The organism is Anoxybacillus sp. PDR2, from assembly GCF_009834045.1.
GTDB classification, from domain to species: Bacteria; Bacillota; Bacilli; order Bacillales; family Anoxybacillaceae; genus Anoxybacteroides; species Anoxybacteroides rupiense.
Window position 1 is genome coordinate 1,025,162 of record NZ_CP047158.1, and the last position, 20,634, is coordinate 1,045,795.

The following is a 20,634-nucleotide window of genomic DNA, read 5'->3' on the forward strand; positions in this document are numbered from 1 at the left end:
TCAGATGAACACTGATTTACAAGGAGACTTGTATATGAGGAAATTTGTCATTTTTGCGTATTTTATTTGTTGCTGTTTTATTTTCGGATGTGAAAAATCGAAAGAAATAAACCACGCAAGATATCCAACTTTTGTCGCACTTGCCGATGGAGATAGTAAGTTGATTTTTCTTGATAAGAAGATGAATATAGTGAAAGAAATTAATAATAAAAACAAATTTCAAAGTTTTTCTATAGACGGAAATCGTGTTTATGCTTTAGAGGATGGTACGTATACGGGAACTAAACCCTCGATGCTCATCATGAATCTTTCGAATGGTTATATTGAAAGAAAAATAAAACTGCCACATATACCAGCGGCCTTTGTGGTCGTGAAGCAAAAAGCTTATATTGCTTCATCTGAAATATTTAGAGAGGGAATGCCTTTTTTTATTGTTAATTTGTCTAATGGGAAAATAGAAAAATTGATGTTTACCAAAGGAATGGTTAATACAATTAAACATTATAAAGATGAAATTTTCATTTCTATAAATTCTGGGGGGAGCATGAGCCAGCACAGTAATGTATATAGAATACAAACTAATGATGCATCCCTTTCATTTCATCCTGTTATTCAAGATCATCTTGAATTACCTCCAAGTGATTTTGTAATTGAAGATAACAAAATGTACTGTGTTTTTACAGGTTTTTCTTACGGACCACGGCCTGAGTGGGTGAAAGATCCTGAAAAATATACAAATAGGTTTATGGTTATCGATTTGAATAATGGGAAAATCATTTATGAGAAGAAATTGTCTAAGCCTTTCCCGCAAAAAATAATTAGCGTGGGGAATAAATTCTATATTAATAATTATACGGATATGGACATGAAAGGAAAATTTTTAACAATAATTAATAAAAAAGATTTTGGTGAATCATTTTTACCTATAAAGAATCCAGCCTATTTTGACTACAACAAACAATTAAAAGGATTTTTAGTGTCTAATCCTCAAAACGGAACATTACAATTTATGAAAAATGGTAAAATAGTTAAGAAACTTAAAGTTGGTGAAAATAGTAGCATAGTTAAGTCTGTGCAAAAATAAAACTTTGGCTATCTGTTTGAATGAAGCTAAAATCAGCCAGTATAAAAAAAGAACTTTTTTCCTCGAACAAAAGCTGTTCCCATAAAAAGTTGATGACTCTTTATTTGGAGTTCAGGGGTTATCTAATAGGGAAAAAGGTCAACTTCAGTCATTTGAAGAATTGAACGAACGATGCCCGTAAAAACACGGCTGAAAGGCAAGTGCACACACTTGCCTTTTCGTCATGTGAATGCGTGATGAAGGTCATGAACACCCCCGCTTTGGTTCTGTGAAGCGGGGGTGTTCGTCCTCTATTAAACAAAAAAGCCATCACTTTTCAGCGCATATTACAACTGCTGCCTCCAAGTTACTCAAAGACTGGTGCCATATATTCATACTCAAAGGTTTGGAGGAATTGGCGAGCTGCTTTTGACAGACGGCGGTTTTTAAGCCAAATCACGGCAGATTCTGATTCAATCTTGCAATCTTCAATTTCACTAATTTTTAAATCGGTTAAAGGGAAGGAGCATAATGTCGACTTCGGAAGCAGCGCCACTCCTACTCCTGCTCTTGCAAGAGAGAGGAGCATGGCGGCATCAGGGCCTTGACAAACAACATTCGGTTCAAATCCATGCTTTCGACATGTATCGATCACGAGCTCATAAAGGCCGACACCGCTAACTCGGTGTAATAGGATTAATGGAATATGCTTGAGTTCCTGGATTCGCATCTTTGGGCTGACAGGCCAGTGTTTCGATGAGATCACGACAAAATGATCCGCGGGCAACATAAGCAGCGAAAAGTCATGCAGGTCTAAAGGGAGGCGGACGATGGCAAGTTCGATTTCGCGGTTTCGTAAATTCTGCGCCAGACGGAATGAATCTCCCTCATATAACCGAAAACGAACCTTTGGATATTGTTCACGAAACTGCCGAATGCGTTCCGGTATGTAAGCAAAGCATGTTTTGACGGATCCGATCGATAAGATTCCCTTAATGCCTTGCCCCACTTCTTTTACTTCTGTAATGGTATCATCAAGTTGATGCAGCAGCTCTTTTGCTCGTCTATACAAAATTTCCCCGGCTTCTGTCAGCTCCATATTTTTTCCGTTCCTTTCCATCAAAAGAACGCCTAGCTCATCTTCGAGAGATTTCAATTGGTAGCTTAGCGGAGGCTGGGCCATATGGAGCTTTTTGGCTGCTCGAGTAATCTGTCCTTCCTCCGCAATGGTTGAAAAATAACGAAGCTGCTTAATATCCATTACAGTCTCCATCCTTTCCATTAAGTATATTTTTTTTGTATAGAGCATTAATTTTTTTAGTATTTTTCATATAGATTAACACATGATACATTTGATTTGTAAGATATTTCAGATAAAATGAAATTTTCTAACTAAAAGAAACGAGGGAGAGCGAGAAGATGGGAAATTTGGAAGCGGTTAAGAAAAAATTGCGAGGTTCCATTGCTCCGATTATAACCCCGTTTAACGAGGATGGTTCGATTGATTTTGAAACGCTGGAGCAATTGATCAACTGGCATATTGAGAGCGGTAGCCATGCGATTTCTGTAACGGGAACAACGGGGGAGCCGAGTTCATTGACGCTTGAAGAGCGCGTACAAGTGATGAAAGCAGCGGTTAAAGCGGTGAACGGTCGCGTTCCTTTCGTACCGGGTACAGGTTCGACTAATCATGCTGAAACGCTTTATTTAACAAAGATAGCACAAGAAATTGGCGCCGATGCGGCATTAGTAATTGTTCCATATTATAATAAACCATCTCAGCATGCCCTTTATAAACACTTTAAAGCGGTAGCTGATTCCGTGGATATTCCGATTATTGTCTACAATATTCCAGGAAGAACAGCGGTCAATCTTGAAGTGAAAACACTTGCGAAATTGCGGGAAGATTGTCCAAACATTATCGGGGTGAAGGAGTCCAACAAGGATTTTGAACATGTAAACCGAGTGTTGCTGGAATGCGGAAGAGATTTTCTCCTTTATTCAGGCATTGAACTGTTATGCTATCCAATGTTGGCGATTGGCGGGGCGGGATATATAAGCGCCACAGCTAATGTCGAGCCGAAGAAGGTAGCCGAAATGTACAATGCTTGGAATGCAGGCAACGTCCAACGCGCATTGGAGCTTCATTATGAGTTAATGCCATTAAATGATGTGCTCTTTAAAGACACGAATCCCGCTCCTGTAAAGGCGGCATTAGGCATGATGGGGAAAATTAAACCGGTTCTTCGTCTGCCAATGGACTTACCGACACAGGCTTTGCAAGATGAAATCCGCGAAGTTCTCAAGAGATACGTAGATTTGCCGGAGGAAGTTTCATCGAACTCATGAGACGGTCCTTTTCCATAACATCATAAAAAATAGGGTAAAGGGATGTGAAAAAAGATGGAGAATCAAGGAATAGCCGTTCAAAAATCGGCTCATAAGCAAGTAGACGATGTCCAGCACTATATAAACGGGAAATTTGTAGAGGGCCGGTCAGGAACCAGCTTTGATAACATCAATCCTTTTACAAATGAAGTGATCAACCGTGTAGCAGAAGGCCGCCAGGAGGATGTAAATGAAGCGGTGATGGCAGCGAAAAGAGCGTTTGAGCATGGCCCGTGGGGAACGATGAAAGTGGAAGCGCGAATGAAGTATATAAATCGTATCGCTGATCTGATTGATGAAGAAATTGAGGAAATTGCCTTTTTAGAAGCGCTGGATACGGGACTTCCGATAAGTCAAACGAAAAAGATGACAGCACGGGCTGCGGAAAACTTCCGCTTTTATGCAAGAATGGTTCAAGCCAAATTGCACGGCGAGTCCTACCTGGTTGATAAAGAATTCATCAACTATACCATTTACAAGCCGCTTGGCGTGATTGGACTGATTACACCGTGGAATGCTCCTTTCATGCTGGAAACGTGGAAAGTCGCACCGGCATTAGCAACAGGCAATACAGTCGTATTGAAGCCCGCAGAGCTTTCACCGTTAACAGCTAATAAACTGGCCGAAGTGATTCATAAAGCCGGTCTTCCAGAGGGGGTATTTAATGTCGTCCATGGTTTTGGAGAAACGGCAGGAGCCGCTCTTGTTGCGCATCCAGATGTGAAAGCGATTTCTTTTACAGGTGAAACTACAACAGGCTCGATCATTATGAAAAATTCAGCGGATACATTAAAAAAAGTATCGATGGAGCTTGGTGGAAAATCGCCATTCATTGTATTTGAAGATGCTGATTTAGAGAGGGCGCTTGATGCCGCCGTATGGGGAATTTTCTCGTTCAACGGTGAACGCTGTACCGCAAACTCTCGCGTTTTTCTTCATAAAAACATTAAGCCTCAATTTGTAGAAGCATTAAAAGAGCGTGTAGCCAACATCAAAATAGGAGATCCTTTAGATCCTGCTACACAGCTGGGACCTTTAATTGAAAAAGCCCATTTTAATAAAGTGCAGAGCTACATCGAACTGGCAAAAGAAGAAGGATGTGAGGTGGTACAAGGGATCGTGCCTGAGGAATTAAGGGAAGGGAACTTTGTTCCGCCAACCTTATTATTAAATGCCAAAAATGAAATGAGAGTATGCCAAGAAGAAATATTTGGCCCTGTGATGGCCGTTATTGAATTTGAGACAGAGGAAGAAGTGATTGCAATGGCCAACGATGTAAGATATGGACTTGCAGGCTACGTCTGGACAAACGATATTAAAAAAGCGCATCGTGTGGCACATGCGGTCGATGCCGGAATGCTATGGATTAATGCTCAAAATGTAAGAGATCTTCGCATTCCGTTTGGCGGTACGAAAGATAGCGGAATTGGCCGAGAAGGCGGACATTATGCCATTTTCGAATTTTACACGGAGCCGAAAGTGATTCATGTAGCAATTGGGGATCACCATATACCTCAATTTGGAAAAAAGAAATAGAGAATCAAAGAAGCAGATAGAATAACAATGGATCGGTGATGAAGGGAATTTCCAAAGGAGAGAGTGAGATGCCAGCTAAAACAGGAAAACAATATATTGAGAGAGTGGATGAGGCGCAGGCAGTTGTCTGGATTAATGGCGAACAAGTAAGAGGAAAGATTTCTGAGCATCCTGCTTTTAAAGGAGTCATGAAAACGCAAGCAGAGATGTATGATATGCAACATGATCCCGCCAAGCGAGATTATATGACATATGTATCGCCAACAACAGGAGAACGTGTAGGGACTTCATTTATCCAGCCAAGAACAAAAGAAGATCTTGTGATGCGCCGCAAGATGATGCAAGAATGGGCCAAATATAATGGAGGAATGATGGGACGTTCTCCAGACTATCTTAACGTTGGCATCATGGCTTACGGCGCAGCTGCCAAAATGTTTGGGAAACAAGATCCGTTTTACGCTAAAAATATGGAAGAATATTACGAGTATTGCAGAGAAAATGATATTTCTCTCACTCATACGCTCATTCAGCCTCAAGTCAATCGGGCGGTCAACGCCGCACAGCTGCCAGATCCTTATATTGCCGCTCGGATTGTGAAGAAAACATCGGAAGGAGTGGTGATTCGCGGAGCGCGTTTGCTTGCAACGCAAGGGGGAATTACAGATGAAATTATGGTATTTCCTTCGACTCTATTAAAACAATCCGAAGAAGAAAACCCATATGCTTACGCATTTGCAATTCCCAATAACACCCCCGGGTTAAAATTTATTTGCCGTGAATCATTCGATTACGGAAAATCCCACTTTGACCACCCGCTGGGATCACGCTTTGAAGAAATGGATACGGTTGTTGTTTTTGATGATGTGGTGGTGCCGTGGAACCGCGTATTTGCACTTGGTGATGTAAGCGTTTGCAACCAGGCGTACAACGAAAGCAATGCCGTTGTTCATATGACGCATCAAGTAGTCGCTAAAAACATTGTGAAAACGGAATTTGTGTTAGGAATTTTACAACTAATGGTGGAAACGATCAACATCGGACAGTTCCAGCATGTCCAAGAAAAAATGTCCGAGGTGATTATCGCGTTAGAAACGATGAAAGCCTACATGACAGCAGCGGAAGCGAACGCAAAAATAGATAAATGGGGGATTATGACGCCTGATTTTACGCCACTAAATATTGCTCGCAATTATTATCCAAAGATTTACCCTCGATTTAGTGAAATTATGCAGCTATTAGGTGCTAGCGGTTTAATGGCTATTCCGTCAGAAGCAGATTTTAAGTCAGACATTCGCCCAGATTTAGATAAGTATTTGCAAGCGGCGAATGGAGAAGCTTACCATCGTGTGAAATTGTACCGTCTTGCTTGGGATGTTTGTATGAGTGCATTCGGCACAAGACAAACCTTATATGAGCGCTTTTTCTTTGGCGATCCTGTCAGAATGGCGAGTGCTTTATATAACGGCTATGATAAGCAAGAATATGTAGATCGTGTGAAAGAGTTTCTCGACCGTTCAGAACAGATGATTCAAAATAATTAAATTCTTTGCGATAGAGGGTTGTGAGATGGTTTTTCAGTTCATCATCTATTGACGAGTTGCCGCAACTAGATCATGAAAGCTAGCAAGAAATCACGGGAAGCCTATATAGATACGACTAAGGAAAAGTACAGCCCATTCAAGAAGAATTTCTATAAGTCTCGACGGTTGGCAAAAAGTGGCTGGGTACGTCAAAGTATGGCCGAGTCCCAAACAACCAATCGCTTACAGGTGTCAATAGGCGAGGGTGGTCGGTTGTCCGACCGTCGAAAAGTGTAGTGAAGGTATTACCACATTCAATAAGTGGGGGAGTTGGTAGGATGGAATTTAATATTATCCGCATTGCGAGAGTAGTGATTAACGTCACGGATTTAGATCGTTCGAGAGATTTTTATGTAAACGCTTTAGGTTTTGTTGAAACAGAGTGTGACGGAGAACATATTTATTTAAGAGGATTAGAAGAGCATACGCATCATAGCTTAGTGTTAAAAAAATCAGATCAACTTGGTGTTCATGCCCTTGGATATAAAGTGGCGTCAGAAGCCGATTTAGATAAATTAGCCGCGTTATTTCAAGCAAAAGGCTTGAAAACGAAATGGTTGGAAGAAGGAACGCAATATGCGATCGGCAGAGCATTGCATGTCCATGATGTATCCGGGATGCCATTGGAGTTTTTCTGCAAAATGGATCGGGTGGAGCGGATGCTTCAACGTTATGATCAGTATAAAGGGGCGAGAATCCAGCGCATTGACCATGTAAACTGCATGGTTCCTGATGTAGAAAAAGCCTATGACTTTTTTATGAAAGAATTAGGATTTGCTTGCTCTGAGTACACCGTGACAGAGAAAGAGCGGATTTGGGCAGCATGGCTCCACCGAAAACAAGGGGTACACGATCAAGCTTTTATGAACGGAGAAGGTCCGCGCCTTCATCATATCGGCTTTTGGCTGCCAGATCCATTAGCATTAATCCATTGTTGCGATATACTGGCTTCTATCGGCTATGCAGAAAGTATTGAGAGAGGACCAGGGCGCCACGGACTTTCCAATGCCTTTTTCCTTTATTTAAGAGATCCGGATGGTTATCGAATTGAGCTTTACAACGGGGACTACTTGACAAGTGATCCCGATTTTATTCCGATTCGTTGGGAGTTAGATGACCCGAGACGTCAAACATTTTGGGGGCATAAAGCTCCAGAAAGCTGGTTTAACGAAACGTTTCCGTTTTTAGACATTGATACAGGAGAACCGATTCCTGTCTCCAAAGCGACTTTAGAAAAAATTAAACCAGAATTTATCCTATAGCTGCTTGTCCATGGGATCAAACAGAACGAAGGGGGGATGAGCAGTGGATGATCGGACATTTAGAAATGCAATGGGAAAATTCGCGACAGGAGTAACGGTAATCACAACGGCAGTAGATAGGGACGTTCATGGAATGACAGCCAATGCATTTATGTCGGTTTCTCTTAACCCCCGACTAGTGCTCATTTCGATTGGGGAAAAAGCGAAAATGCTAGAAAAATTGAATCAGTCAGACGCATTCGCTGTCAATATCTTGTCTGAAGATCAGAAGGAATTATCCATGCAGTTTGCAGGACAAATACAGAAAAAGCGCGAGGTAACATTTGAGTGGCTACATGGTATTCCTATTTTAAATGGTGCTTTGGCCAATATTGTCTGCCATGTTTATAGCAAGCAGCTGGCGGGAGACCACACGTTATTTATCGGGGAAGTCATCGATGTGGTTGTGGGGGAAGGGACGCCGCTAACCTTTTTTGCCGGAAAGTATGGAAAAATTGCAAATATATAAAATCGCATGTAGCAGGAGGATGGCTTTTACTCGAACAACCAACCGCTTCTTTAGACGAATGGTGAGATCTGGAAGCGGTATTGTTCGAGAACGCTGAAAAACGACAGGGCGTTAAAAAAATTAAGGTTGATCTGGAGAACAGGGAGGTGTAGCGATGGAAACCGTTTATATCCGGCATCCGATTTCCGCATCCGTCACAGCTCAAATGAGGCCTTGTGTTTTGGCGCTTGGCTTTTTCGACGGCGTTCATCTTGGACATAAAGAAGTTCTAGAGGCTGCCAAAGCAGCGGCGAAGCAAAAGCAGCTCTCCTTTGGCGTTATGACCTTTTATCCTCATCCTAAAGATATTATCCAAGCAAATGAAGAGCCGAGAAAGTATTTAACTCCTTTGCCGATAAAGGAAGAACGGTTTCGAGAGATGGGGGTGGAAAAATTATTCGTGGTCCGTTTTACTCCTGAATTTGCGCGTCTCCGGCCGAAAGATTTCGTCGTCCAATATATCGTAGGCCTTCGTTGTAAGCATGTCGTAGCCGGATTTGATTATCATTACGGATATAAAGGCAAAGGAACGATGGCCACTTTGAAAAAAGAAGGGGACGGAAAGTTTCAAGTAACAGTGATCCATCCGATCAAACGCGAGCAGGAAAAAATCAGTTCTACTGCTATCCGCAATCTGCTGTCTGTTGGGAACGTAGCCTTGATTCCTAGTTATCTTGGTGACTTCTACGAAATAAGAGGGAAAGTCAAAAAAGCGTCGATCTATTATAAAAATAATCAATTTCTTCATATTCTAGTAGATGAAGAATATATGCTGCCAACGCCCGGTATATATAAAGTTTATGTGGAAATAGATGGGCAACGATATAAGGGGACTTGCCAGCAAATTTCTAGCAATGGTAACCAATCATTCCTTTTAGTTCAGCTGACAAATTGCCTTATCAACACGTATGAGAAACGGGTTAAGGTAAAATGGCTTCAATTCTCTTTGCGCAAAGCAAAAGAGGATCACGACATCTATCAATATATGGAGGGAGAGCGAAGAATTATTTAGTCCTGTCTTGATGAAGATTGGATTGAAAAAGGTCTTAACCAATCAGTTCCGTCCTCTGAAAATAATGGAACAAGTCCATCATTTGCAATAGGGGACGCAGGAATGGATACGAAAAATAGCTTGTTTCAGAAAATGGTATATAAGCAAAATCACGAAACCTCTCGCATGCCATATAGCAGAGTAAAGGAAAGCTGTTTGGAAAAGAGTTCATCTGCGTTTGAAGAGATGGCAGAACGGAAACGAGTCGGACGTAAAAAATGAACGACAAAAAAGTGGAGGATTGGTGATATGATGGGACAAAATGAACGGGTCGTTGTTAACCATCAACAGCTCCATTATAAGGAGCTTGCTGCATCGGAGAAATTCAAACAGCTTTTAGCTGTAAAGAAGCGCTTTACCATTTATGTAACCCTATTTTTTCTTATCTTCTCTCTTTTGCTCCCCATTTTGGCATTCTACACTAACATCTTAAAAAAGCCTGCCATAGGCGCTATTTCATGGGCTTGGATATTCGTTTTTGCCCAATTTGTGATGACATGGATCATCTGCCACTTGTATGTAAAAAAAGCGGCTGAATTTGATGACATGGCGGACCAAGTGCTGCTGCATCATCAAGAAGAGGGGGAAAGATGAACATGGATGTAAAAGTTGTGACCCTTTTTACTCTCATCGTTGCCGTCACGCTTCTCATTACTTACTATGCTTCCCAAAAAACAAATAGTGCAAGTTCTTTTTATACGGCAGGCGGGGGGTTAACAGGCTGGCAAAATGGTTTTGCTATTGCAGGGGATTTTATGTCGGCCTCTTCATTTTTAGGGTTGATCGGCGCCATTTCCCTCGTCGGCTATGATGGGATCTTTTTAATGTATGGAGCGCTTGTTTCTTATTTAGTGGTTCTGCTTTTAGTAGCTGAACCTCTGCGAAATCTTGGGAAATATACATTGGCAGATATGATTGTAGAGCGTTTTCAAGCGAGAAAAGTTCGCGGGGTCACAGCCTTTAATGCGCTAACGATTTCTATCTTTTATATGCTGGCCCAACTGGTGGCAGCGGGTGATCTTTTTAAGCTTTTATTGAATATTCGTTATGAAATATCCGTTGTGTTAGTAGGTCTTGTCATGCTAATTTACGTGATTTTTGGAGGAATGACGGCCACAAGCTGGGTGCAGATCACGAAAGCTTTCCTGTTGTTAGGCAGCACATTTGTCATTTTTGTGATGGTGATGGCGAAATTTGATTTTAACTTTTTGCGAGTATTTGAGGAGATGCAGACAGCCACGCCTCTTAAGGAAGCCTATTTAGCTCCGGGGGCGAAATATGCGAACGGTCTTGATGCTTTTTCGTTAACGCTTGGCCTAATATTGGGCACGGCTGGGCTTCCGCACGTTCTTAGTCGCTTTTTAACCGTTCCAAATGCGAAGGTAGCAAGAAAATCTGTCGTTTATTCCATTTGGATTATCGGTTTGTTTTATGTGATGGTGATCTTTTTAGGATTTGCGGCCGCTAAATTTGTAGGGGCGCAAGACATTGTGGCTGCTAATCCAGCCGGGAATATGGCCGCGCCGTTGCTCGCTAAAATATTGGGGGGAGATCTGCTATTTGCTGTGGTCTCAGCGGTAGCATTCGCCACGATTTTAGCGGTTGTGGCAGGAATTGTGATAACAGGCGCTACAGCATTTTCACATGACTTTTATAACGAAATTGTCAAAGGAGGGAAGGCGACAGAGAAAGAACAAATTCGCATGGCAAGGTTCGCATCGATCGGAATTACAGTCCTTTCTATTATCCTAGCTTTATTCGTCCAAAAAATGAATGTGGCGTTTTTAGCTTCTTTAGCATTAACAGTAGCAGCCAGCTCGAATTTGCCTGTTATTTTGTATACCGTTTATTGGAGGCGTTTTAACATAACAGGCGCGATTACAGGGATGCTCGTAGGATTGATTGGAACGATTCTCCTTGTTGCATTAAGTCCCAATGTGTGGAGTCCTGAACAAGGGAAGGCTCTTTTCGTTGGCGAACCGATTTTCCCATTAGCGTCACCAGGAATTGTATCGATTCCTCTTGGCTTTTTAGGAGCCTATCTTGGCACAGTCTTTTCAGCGAGAAAAGAGCAGATCGGCAATTTCGAGGAAATATTAGTTAAATCAAATACAGGGAGCGACATAAAAGGAGTTAGTCATCATGGAGTGTAAGGAGAGGCCATTTGTACAATCAGTAAGAGGTATCTTTAACCTGTGTAAAGATGAGTACAAGGTTTTATCACTATTGAAACGATGGTCATGATGACAATTTCTATAAGGCTCCCTTGTTGGTGAATGGATGCATTTCCGGCCTTATCCTAAAAACGAGGAGACGATTGCGGCGGTCGGACGACCGAGCAACCCTGTTCATTGACAAATGAAACAGCCGGTTGTTCGGTTTAAGCGCGACGAAAAAATAGGATTCTGTTTTTGCATTGGCTATGTAAGCTCAACTTTCTTATAGAAAAATAAAACAAGGAGCGAGGGATATGAGTAAAGTCAAAGTCAGGGTGAAATTCCGCGGCATCCTGCAAGAGAGGGAAGCGGTCGCTAACTTGGACGAGAATAGGATTGAATTGCAAGGAAGGCATTATCGGGTAGATCAGCTGATGTGGGATGCTCCTATATCAGGTGCTGTATACGGAACGCTGTTCAATTATAAAGGAGCGCTTGCCGCTTTGGGAGAGACTGTATATGAAGCTCCTTATCATGGAGAACCAAAAGCTCCTGTTTTATATATTAAACCGAGAAATACAGTCATTGGTTATGGAATGCCCATTCCATTGCCGGCTGATGCCAGAGAGCTTGAAATCGGCGCGGCGCTCGGAGTTGTGATGGGCCGTACGGCAACTCGTGTGAGCGAGGAACAAGCGCTTGAATTTGTAGCGGGTTATACGATCGTGAATGATGTGAGCATTCCGCATCAAAGTTTTTATCGTCCGGCCATCAAGCAAAAGGCTCGTGACGGTTTTTGCCCAGTCGGCCCTTGGATCGTTGAACAGGATGAAGTACTCGATCCGGATGCATTGGGAGTGCGTGTATGGATTAATGGGGAGTTGCGACAGGAAAATACGACAGCAAATCTCATTCGATCTGTGAGCAGGCTTATTGCTGATGTTACGGATTTTATGACCTTATATGCTGGTGACACGCTGTTAGTAGGAGTGCCGGAAGGAGCGCCGGTCGCAAAGGCAGGAGATCATGTTCGCATTGGAATTGACGGGATTGGCAGTTTGGAGAATACGATTATTTATGAGGATGAATTAGCAGGGGGGCAACGATTATGAAGCGAGCACGAATCGCGTATGCTGGAGCCATTCATCATGCCGTTGAAGAGAATGGCTGTATGAAGCTGGAAGATGGCCGTATCGTTGCTGAACATGAAGTGGTTTGGCTGCCGCCTGTGCAGCCTCGTACAGTGTTTGCCCTTGGGCTTAATTATGCCGATCATGCGAAGGAGCTGTCATTTCAAGCGCCGACAGAACCGCTTGTTTTTTTGAAAGGCCCCAATACGTTTGTTGGTCATCGTGCACAGACGCGGCGTCCCAAGGATGTTGTCAACATGCACTATGAATGTGAACTGGCGGTCGTGATTGGCCGTCCAGCTCGTAGAGTGAAACGAGAAGAGGCATATGACTATATAGCGGGTTATACCATTGCCAACGACTATGCGATTCGCGATTACTTAGAGAATTATTATCGCCCTAATTTAAGGGTGAAAAGCCGGGATACATGCACGCCGATTGGACCATGGCTGGTAGATGCTAAAGACATAGCCGATCCGATGAATTTAACGTTAAAAACATATGTCAATGGCAAGCTGACACAACATGGGACGACAAGGGATATGATTTTTGACATCCCTGCTCTTATTGAGTATTTAAGCAGTTTTATGACATTGAACAAGGATGATGTAATTTTAACCGGAACTCCTGAAGGGCTAGCCGATACAGCTGTAGGTGACGAAGTGGTCGCTGAGATCGAAGGAATTGGCCGACTTATGAACACCATTATAGCTGACGAATAAAGTGGCTGCTGATGTTGCTTATCGTTCTCGTGGTAATCATTTTTATAAAGAGAAAAGGAACGATGAAGTTTTGGCTGGGGTTCAGATGTTCGGAGTGCTCGAAAGACCGATTCGTTGATCCTAAAAAGCTGCTAGTCATTCAGCTTTTGGAGCGTGCTTGCGCGTATGACGGGTTTAAAAAAGAATTGCCTCATTTTCAAGTGATAGAAAGAGAGGAGAAATCATGCCACATCTGATTATTGAATATACAGACAATCTGAAGGATGCGATTCATATTTCTGATTTATTGGAAAAAGTGAATCAAGTTCTGATCTCTAAAAGCGATATTTTCCCGATTGGAGGTATTCGTTCGCGGGCCATTGAGCTTCATCATTACCGGATTGCGGATGGAGCTGAGGACGATGCGTTTGTTCATGTGACTTTAAAAATTGGCGCCGGGCGGTCTGAGAAGGAAAAAAAAGAAACCTGTGATCAGCTTTTTGAGGTAATAAAGGATCATTTTGCGGCCGAATTCGCCAAACGTTACTTAGCATTGTCTCTGGAATTAGTGGAATTCAGCGAAACGGGCACCTATAAGCATAACAATATTCATAAACGTTTTAGAACGTAGTGTGGGAGGATTTGTTCATTAAGCGAGAGCGGATGCAAAGCGTCCGTATTTTTTTATGCAGTGTGGTTCAAATAATAAATGAACAGAAAATGTGGTTTTAACATATCCGAAAAGTTCTGTTACGTTTGTTTTTTGGATATTGAGAAATGCAGTAGCCTGATGCGTTTTTTATAGAAAATAATTCAGTCCATTTTCATTGTATAAGCACAATGCCAACACCGAATTGCATGAACCGTTGCACCTACACTTCGCTGAGAGGTGAGAGATTTTTCGGAGGGGCTATGTTAGCGCGGAAAAACGAATCAGCAACGGTTTTGTTACCTATGTATATTTATGCGTTTTTTGATTTTTTCATTCAGATATGTGTGCCCATCTTATTGAACCAATGGATGAGGATGTCATAAATGATTTCATTAATGACTGTAATATTATAGAAAATATTTTAAATTTATAAATAATAATGCTATACTATAATTAATAATGATATCTCATTCAGAAAAGGTGGATCAGCTAGGCTAGGTTATCGTCTAGTTTGTTGGAGCGCCTAAGGGGAGCGCTTACAGGTTTTCTTTAAATCTTAGGGTATAAGGATGGTAAAGATGAGCAACAATCGGATGAGAACAGATGTGATTTTAATTGGTGCTGGAATTATGAGTGCGACGTTGGGAACGTTGTTAAAGGAATTAGCACCAGACTGGGAAATTACAGTATTTGAGAGGCTCGCAGATGCAGGGGATGAGAGCTCTAATGAATGGAATAATGCCGGAACGGGACATGCCGCGCTGTGCGAGCTTAATTATACGGTCGAAAAACCGGATGGATCGATCGATATTAGCAAAGCGATCAAAATTAACGAACAGTTTAATGTTTCGTTGCAGTTTTGGTCTTATCTTGTCAAAAGCAAGCTGATTGATCATCCGCAGGATTTTATTATGCCATTGCCTCATATGAGTTTAGTGCAAGGGGAAAAAAATGTCGCGTTTTTGAAAAAACGTTTTGAAGCGCTGGCTAGCAACCCTTTGTTTGAGGGAATGGAATTTTCTGATGATCCGAAAAAATTGCAGGAATGGGTTCCGCTCATTATGAAGGATCGGACGCTCAATGAACCTATAGCGGCCACAAGAATCGAATCAGGGACCGATGTCAACTTTGGTGCGTTAACACGCATGCTGTTTGACCACTTGAAACGCAAACATGTGGATATAAGATACAAACATCATGTTGATGATATGAAACGAACTAGCGACGGCTCATGGGAATTGAAAGTCCGAAACCTCGATAGCGGTACGGTCGAGCGACATGTCGCAAAATTTGTCTTTATTGGAGCTGGAGGAGGCAGTTTGCATTTGCTGCAAAAATCTGGTATTCCTGAAGGAAAGGGAATTGGCGGATTTCCGGTAAGCGGAATATTTATGGTGTGCAATAATCCAGATGTTGTAGAGCAACATCATGCCAAGGTTTACGGTAAAGCGAAGGTGGGAGCGCCTCCGATGTCGGTTCCGCATCTTGATACGCGGTTTATTGACAATAAAAAATCGCTGCTATTTGGGCCGTTTGCCGGCTTCTCGCCAAAGTTTTTGAAAAACGGCTCCATGCTTGATTTAATTACTTCTGTAAAGCCGCATAATCTCTTAACGATGCTGGCGGCTGGTGTTAAGAACATGTCGCTGACGAATTACTTGATTCAGCAAGTGATGCTATCGAAAGAGCAGCGCATGGAAGAGCTGCGGGAATTTGTTCCGAGTGCCAGAAGCGAGGATTGGGATTTAATTGTAGCGGGTCAACGTGTGCAAGTGATCAAAGATACGGAGGCTGGCGGAAAAGGAACGCTTCAGTTTGGAACGGAAGTGGTAAGTGCCGCTGATGGTTCGATCGCAGCGTTGCTTGGCGCATCTCCGGGAGCTTCTACCGCTGTACACGTCATGCTCGAAGTGATCACAAGATGCTTCCCTGAACGCATGACAGAGTGGGAGCCGAAAATTAAAGAAATGATCCCTTCCTACGGTGTGCCACTTATGAAAAACCCAGGCCTTCTGCGCGAAATTCATGCTTCAGCTGCAAGAACGCTTGGTTTAAGCGAGGGCATGCCGCTTCCCATGGCCTAAAGTGAACGATAAGAATAAGAAACGGTTTTAACAATATCGTTTGTTATGATGATGGATTCGTATATAGGGCTGGTTGAACATCGCTAGGGCCCATGTTTGGATTAGCCCTTTTTGTCGCTGCTGATATAGACGGAATGCAGCACATGAGACGGTCGGATGCTCGAACCATATCGCTTTTAACAGCTCATTGAATGGGTTGGAAATGATATGGTTCGGGCTTTTTGTATGTAAAGTTGGAATGAAGCGGTCTATTTTATTCCTAAATTAAAAAAAGAATGGCACAACGCATATAGCCTATGAATATTTTCGGATGATAGATGGCGGCGTGATGAGGTGTTGGCTGAGGCGGCTCCATGCCAAAGTGGATGGCTTATTTTTAGGGGAAGTGGCTGGTTCATAATTGATCCATGTGCGTTATGATGGAACTATAAAAAGCATGAAACGGAGATGATGTAAAATGTCATGGACTGTATTGCTTTGTATCGTCATGGGAAGTTTATTAAAAATAGTGATCACTTCTCTTCCCTCTGGGGTTGTTGAGTGGATGACCGATAAATTTCAAATTCATTCAAAACTCAATCAGGAGAATAGCATTGTGACGATGGCTAATCAGAGACTGGAGGGGGAAGAAAAGGCAAAAATAATCCGTTACTTTAATGAAGCCTCGTTTAAAGAACGGCATTATATATGGCCGGGCACGGAACAGAGCTATTTGCATCCGACAGATAGCGGAACGTTGATTATCGTTGATACGAAAAGTTCTAAAAAAGATGTGAGACTATTCATTTATTGCTACAACGACCGCGTGGAGGTTATCAAACAGTATAAGAAAAAAATGCTGGCGTATCGTCTTTTTCCGGGAAATTTAGTTCGTTATGCACAGCGGCTCGCAACGGATATTTCCGGATCTGAAAATCCTCATGTTTGTGCTAGTGGCGAATGAAAAAGAAGACAGATGCTCGTGGCTAACGAATTTGGTCAGCTTCATAAACGAAATGGAAAGCAGGGAAAAAGGCGGCTGTTCATTCGTTGTCAGATTAAATGGATTCACTTATTCTTGTATTGTCACCAAACTGTAAAGATGGAAAAAGGAAAGCAAGTGGTTTGTCCGCATGACAAAGGCCGGAGCAACAACGCTTTCGGCGCCGTTGTTGCTGACTTTGTGAAGTGTTGAACTCGATATCTACAAAATGGTAACGTCAAGTTAGAATGGGGCGTAAGTATCACGGTAACACCGTATGAATAAATATTCGTTTCATTTTGATGAACTTAGGAAGGAGAAAATCGATGAAATTTGCCATTATGCTTGTTTTGCTGATAGGAGTGGTCTCCCTTATAGGAACCATATTAGTGGCAAGAACGGTGGAGACGAACTATGGGAAATCGATTAAGCGGAATATCGGGAATTTGACGATTATCTATGTGATCCTAATTTTGGGACTTCTTATCGGGCTGGTCTGGTATGCATTTGTTGCTTTATAGCTTGACTAGCGGCCTAGCTGTCGTTAGACGGTGGAAATTTTTTATCATCGGATTGGAGCAAGCGAGGGATCTCTTCAACATGGCTGGAATCATCAACTTCATGAAAGTAGCCAGCCAATAAAAAAACGGTAAGGATGGGTTAAGATGGATTGGAAGCCGAATCGTGCGGATAAGAAACCGATTTATAAGCAGATTGCCGATTATATTGAACAAGGAATTTCATCGGGAATATTCCCGCCGGACCGTTTGCTGCCTTCCGAACGTGCTCTTGCAAACGAATTGCAGGTGAATCGAAGCACTGTTTCTGCAGCTTATGAATGGCTGGAGTCTCTCGGAATAGTCGAGCGTAAAAAGGGAAGCGGCACACGAGTGAGTACGGATATATGGGGAATATCGCATAAACGCATCCCCAATTGGGGACGGTATGTCGAGGATGGCTCTTTTTTGCCTAATCTTCCGCTAGTGCAGCGAATTCGCACGGAAACACAAAAAAATGATTTAATTAATTTAGCAAGCGGCGAATTGACGCCAAGCTTGTTTCCAGCTGAACAATTTAAGAAAATTTTTGCTGAACAGCTGTTTACTGGACATCTCGGCTATGACCATCCCCAAGGAAATGAAGTGTTGCGGGAAACTATTGCTTCTCATGTGAGAGAGTACAAAAATATTGAGACGAGCTCTTCTTCTATTCTCATTACATCGGGAGCGCAACAAGCTCTTTATTTGATTGTTCAATGTTTATTAAAGCCAGGAGATGCGGTTGCCATTGAGGATCCGTCCTACTGTTTTTCTCTCCCTGTTTTTCAGTCTGCCGGGCTAAGAACGTATTTTTTGCCTGTAGACAAGCACGGCATGAATCCTGACGATCTTCTGTCCTTGCACAAGAAGCATCGGATTCGCATGGTTTTTTTAAACCCTGAACACCATAACCCTACAGGAACGGTCCTTTCTTTAGAGCGCCGAAAAAAAGTGCTGGAGCTATCGGCTGAATTCGGTATCCCCATCATTGAAGACGATCCTTATAGTTTAACGACCTTTGATGGAAGAATCCATCCCCCTTTAAAATCGATGGATGATGCGGGGAATATCCTGTATATTAGTTCTCTATCCAAAATTGCCGCATCGGGATTGCGAATTGGATGGGTGATTGGCCCGCCGAAGGTGATTCAGCGACTAGCCGATGCGAAACAGCAAGTGGATTTTGGACATAGCATTTTTCCGCAGTGGATCGCCAATGAATTTTTAGCGTCCTCACATTTTCATACACATATAGCGATGCTGCAAAAGAAATTAGAACAACAAAGAGATGTGCTGATTTCCAGCCTTGCCGACCAATTGGGCAGTCAAGTGGATTTTTTTATCCCAAAAGGAGGAATCCATCTATGGTGCAAACTAAATCGCCCGATGAATGAGCATCATTTACTTGAGGAAGCAATGAAAAGAGGAGTGGCGTTCGTTCCGGGAAGCATTTTAGGTTCAAAAAAAGGCTATGTACGCTTTACGTTTGGACGAGAAGAGTCACGCTTCATCCGGGAGGGAGTTTCCCGATTTGCAGAGGCGTTTAAAAGCATTCAGTCGGTTCCAAAGTAATCGAATCATTTCTGCCTTTGGGATGCAGGCCCCACTATTTTCAAAGTAGTGAATCGGGTTTTTGTTGAAGGAAGATAGAATGAGAAAATGGGGGCGCCCCAGCTTTTGGGAAGAACCTTGATCAATGGATTGAGCGACCAAGATCGAGTAAAGACATATTAAGATAACTGAAAGTTTCATGATTTTGTGAAAAAGCTTAAGAAGTTCATTGTGCAGAAGCGTCTCATGATAGCGGTTGGACAACATGATAAGATGAGCGTTAAACCTGTTTCTTTTTTTGGTTTGCCCCAAAAGCGAGCGCTAGACCAATGCTTTTGGGGCTTCTTGCTTCTACTTACTTTTTCCATTTTACGCTTTCTTGTTTCTCCTCATTTACTAGGAGCTGGAAAACATCCGGCCTTGAATAATGACCTACTACATCAAAGTCAAATTGACTGTAAGCAATATCCCGCAAATCAAGATCTGCGATAAGCATCTCTTCTTTGCCAAAAACAGGTCCCTTTATATATTCACCTAAAGGTCCAAGGATCGCACTGCCTCCTAAACACATTTCCTCTGGAGAAGAGGATAAATCATCGTAGCAAGCTAGATCGGTAGGATACATGTCCTTGGTCACATATTGGTTGCAAGATAAAACGAAACATCTGCCTTCTGCGGCGATATGCCGAATCGTAGATTGCCATAGCTCTCTGGAGTCTGCTGTCGGAGCGATATAAATTTGAATTCCTTTCGCATACATCGCTACTCGGGCCAGCGGCATGTAATTTTCCCAGCAAATTAACGCCCCTATTTTGCCATAAGGTGTATCAAAAACGGGAAGAGTGCTTCCGTCTCCTTCTCCCCAAATGAATCGTTCTGAACCAGTGGGTTTGAGCTTGCGGTGCTTTCCCAGCAATTTTCCGTCTGGTCCAAAAAATAATACGGAGCAATATAAAGTGCCCTTGCTAGATTCATTGTCTCTCTCAATGACGCCAATAACGAGATACACCCCGGCTTTGCGTGCTGCTTCTCCTAATTTCTCAGTAGTTTCGCTAGGAACAGGAACGGAGTTTTCCCAATAACGAAGCCAATCCTTCCGCCCTTCTGGTGAACGGCTCCCGACAGTTGTCCCGAAGCTGAGTCCCCTTGGATAGGCTGGAATAAACGCTTCAGGGAATACAACGATGTTCGCTCCTTTTTCCCCTGCTTGCTGTATGAACGAAATGGCTTTTTCGGTGCTCGCTTTTCGATCCATAATGACAGAAGCTGTTTGCACAACCGCTACTCGCACATGATGTTGCTGAACCATGAGAAATCCTCCTCTTTTCAGTAGAATAAGTCTATCATTGTTATGATAATGGAAAATCTATGCTTTGTGCCCAGCCAATAGAATCCATAATGCCCCATCCATTTTCCCTTAACACAATTGGGCG

Annotated in this window: 19 protein-coding genes; 17 read left to right on the forward strand and 2 right to left on the reverse strand. The window is 42.6% G+C overall.

Features of this window, described 5'->3' with window-relative positions:
• Nucleotides 1–34 precede the first annotated feature (34 nt).
• On the forward strand, nt 35–1,084 hold the full coding sequence (locus GRQ40_RS05010) for a hypothetical protein (RefSeq protein ID WP_044742084.1): 1,050 nt from the start codon (nt 35–37) through the stop codon (nt 1,082–1,084).
• 346 nt (nt 1,085–1,430) lie between these two features.
• Here GRQ40_RS05010 and GRQ40_RS05015 read toward each other — a convergent pair whose 3' ends face one another.
• On the reverse strand, nt 1,431–2,324 hold the full coding sequence (locus tag GRQ40_RS05015; protein WP_044742085.1) for a LysR family transcriptional regulator: 894 nt from the start codon (nt 2,322–2,324) through the stop codon (nt 1,431–1,433).
• A gap of 158 nt (nt 2,325–2,482) precedes the next feature.
• On the opposite strand from GRQ40_RS05015, the gene hpaI reads away from it, so the two are divergent.
• The 16 genes from hpaI to GRQ40_RS05095 all read left to right on the forward strand — a co-directional run bounded on the left by hpaI (nt 2,483) and on the right by GRQ40_RS05095 (nt 19,222).
• Nucleotides 2,483–3,412 (forward strand): 2,4-dihydroxyhept-2-ene-1,7-dioic acid aldolase, encoded by a 930-nt coding sequence (hpaI, locus tag GRQ40_RS05020; RefSeq protein WP_044742086.1) that lies wholly within the window; start codon nt 2,483–2,485, stop codon nt 3,410–3,412.
• A gap of 54 nt (nt 3,413–3,466) precedes the next feature.
• The gene (hpaE, locus tag GRQ40_RS05025; protein ID WP_066149428.1) at nt 3,467–4,987 is read left to right on the forward strand and encodes a 5-carboxymethyl-2-hydroxymuconate semialdehyde dehydrogenase; all 1,521 of its coding nucleotides are present in this window, start codon (nt 3,467–3,469) and stop codon (nt 4,985–4,987) included.
• A gap of 68 nt (nt 4,988–5,055) precedes the next feature.
• Nucleotides 5,056–6,528, forward strand: coding sequence for a 4-hydroxyphenylacetate 3-monooxygenase, oxygenase component (gene hpaB / locus GRQ40_RS05030; RefSeq protein ID WP_066149431.1), 1,473 nt, complete (start codon nt 5,056–5,058; stop codon nt 6,526–6,528).
• Nucleotides 6,529–6,845: 317 nt separating this feature from the next.
• Nucleotides 6,846–7,829 carry a 3,4-dihydroxyphenylacetate 2,3-dioxygenase gene (hpaD, locus tag GRQ40_RS05035; protein WP_044742089.1) on the forward strand — a complete coding sequence of 328 codons (984 nt, stop codon included), beginning with the start codon at nt 6,846–6,848 and terminating at the stop codon, nt 7,827–7,829.
• Between the two features lie 43 nt (nt 7,830–7,872).
• Nucleotides 7,873–8,337, forward strand: a complete 465-nt coding sequence (locus tag GRQ40_RS05040) for a flavin reductase family protein (protein ID WP_044742090.1) — start codon at nt 7,873–7,875, stop codon at nt 8,335–8,337.
• A 154-nt stretch (nt 8,338–8,491) separates the two neighbouring features.
• Nucleotides 8,492–9,388: a cytidyltransferase gene (locus tag GRQ40_RS05045; RefSeq protein WP_159719501.1), complete on the forward strand. Its 897-nt coding sequence runs from the start codon at nt 8,492–8,494 to the stop codon at nt 9,386–9,388.
• 102 nt (nt 9,389–9,490) lie between these two features.
• Entirely contained in the window at nt 9,491–9,649 is a 159-nt protein-coding gene (locus GRQ40_RS05050) for a hypothetical protein (RefSeq protein ID WP_156450541.1), read from the forward strand.
• Nucleotides 9,650–9,676: 27 nt separating this feature from the next.
• Nucleotides 9,677–10,021, forward strand: a complete 345-nt coding sequence (locus tag GRQ40_RS05055; RefSeq protein WP_231734655.1) for a DUF485 domain-containing protein — start codon at nt 9,677–9,679, stop codon at nt 10,019–10,021.
• A 2-nt stretch (nt 10,022–10,023) separates the two neighbouring features.
• Entirely contained in the window at nt 10,024–11,580 is a 1,557-nt protein-coding gene (locus GRQ40_RS05060) for a solute symporter family protein (RefSeq protein ID WP_236546403.1), read from the forward strand.
• A 317-nt stretch (nt 11,581–11,897) separates the two neighbouring features.
• Complete coding sequence (locus GRQ40_RS05065; RefSeq protein WP_159719503.1) at nt 11,898–12,695, forward strand: fumarylacetoacetate hydrolase family protein; 798 nt, start codon at nt 11,898–11,900, stop codon at nt 12,693–12,695.
• Nucleotides 12,692–13,435 carry a fumarylacetoacetate hydrolase family protein gene (locus GRQ40_RS05070; protein ID WP_066149441.1) on the forward strand — a complete coding sequence of 248 codons (744 nt, stop codon included), beginning with the start codon at nt 12,692–12,694 and terminating at the stop codon, nt 13,433–13,435. The genes GRQ40_RS05065 and GRQ40_RS05070 overlap by 4 nt, the downstream gene beginning before the upstream one ends.
• Nucleotides 13,436–13,658: 223 nt before the next feature.
• Entirely contained in the window at nt 13,659–14,045 is a 387-nt protein-coding gene (locus tag GRQ40_RS05075; protein ID WP_159719504.1) for a 5-carboxymethyl-2-hydroxymuconate Delta-isomerase, read from the forward strand.
• Nucleotides 14,046–14,644: 599 nt separating this feature from the next.
• Nucleotides 14,645–16,150, forward strand: coding sequence for a malate:quinone oxidoreductase (locus tag GRQ40_RS05080; protein WP_066149443.1), 1,506 nt, complete (start codon nt 14,645–14,647; stop codon nt 16,148–16,150).
• A 457-nt stretch (nt 16,151–16,607) separates the two neighbouring features.
• Nucleotides 16,608–17,093 carry a YfmQ family protein gene (locus GRQ40_RS05085; protein ID WP_080859828.1) on the forward strand — a complete coding sequence of 162 codons (486 nt, stop codon included), beginning with the start codon at nt 16,608–16,610 and terminating at the stop codon, nt 17,091–17,093.
• A gap of 344 nt (nt 17,094–17,437) precedes the next feature.
• Complete coding sequence (locus GRQ40_RS05090; RefSeq protein ID WP_044742100.1) at nt 17,438–17,632, forward strand: hypothetical protein; 195 nt, start codon at nt 17,438–17,440, stop codon at nt 17,630–17,632.
• A gap of 144 nt (nt 17,633–17,776) precedes the next feature.
• The gene (locus GRQ40_RS05095; protein ID WP_159719505.1) at nt 17,777–19,222 is read left to right on the forward strand and encodes a MocR-like pyridoxine biosynthesis transcription factor PdxR; all 1,446 of its coding nucleotides are present in this window, start codon (nt 17,777–17,779) and stop codon (nt 19,220–19,222) included.
• Nucleotides 19,223–19,556: 334 nt separating this feature from the next.
• On the opposite strand, the gene GRQ40_RS05100 is transcribed toward GRQ40_RS05095, so the two are convergent.
• The gene (locus GRQ40_RS05100; protein WP_159719506.1) at nt 19,557–20,510 is read right to left on the reverse strand and encodes a carbon-nitrogen hydrolase family protein; all 954 of its coding nucleotides are present in this window, start codon (nt 20,508–20,510) and stop codon (nt 19,557–19,559) included.
• Nucleotides 20,511–20,634: the final 124 nt, after the last annotated feature.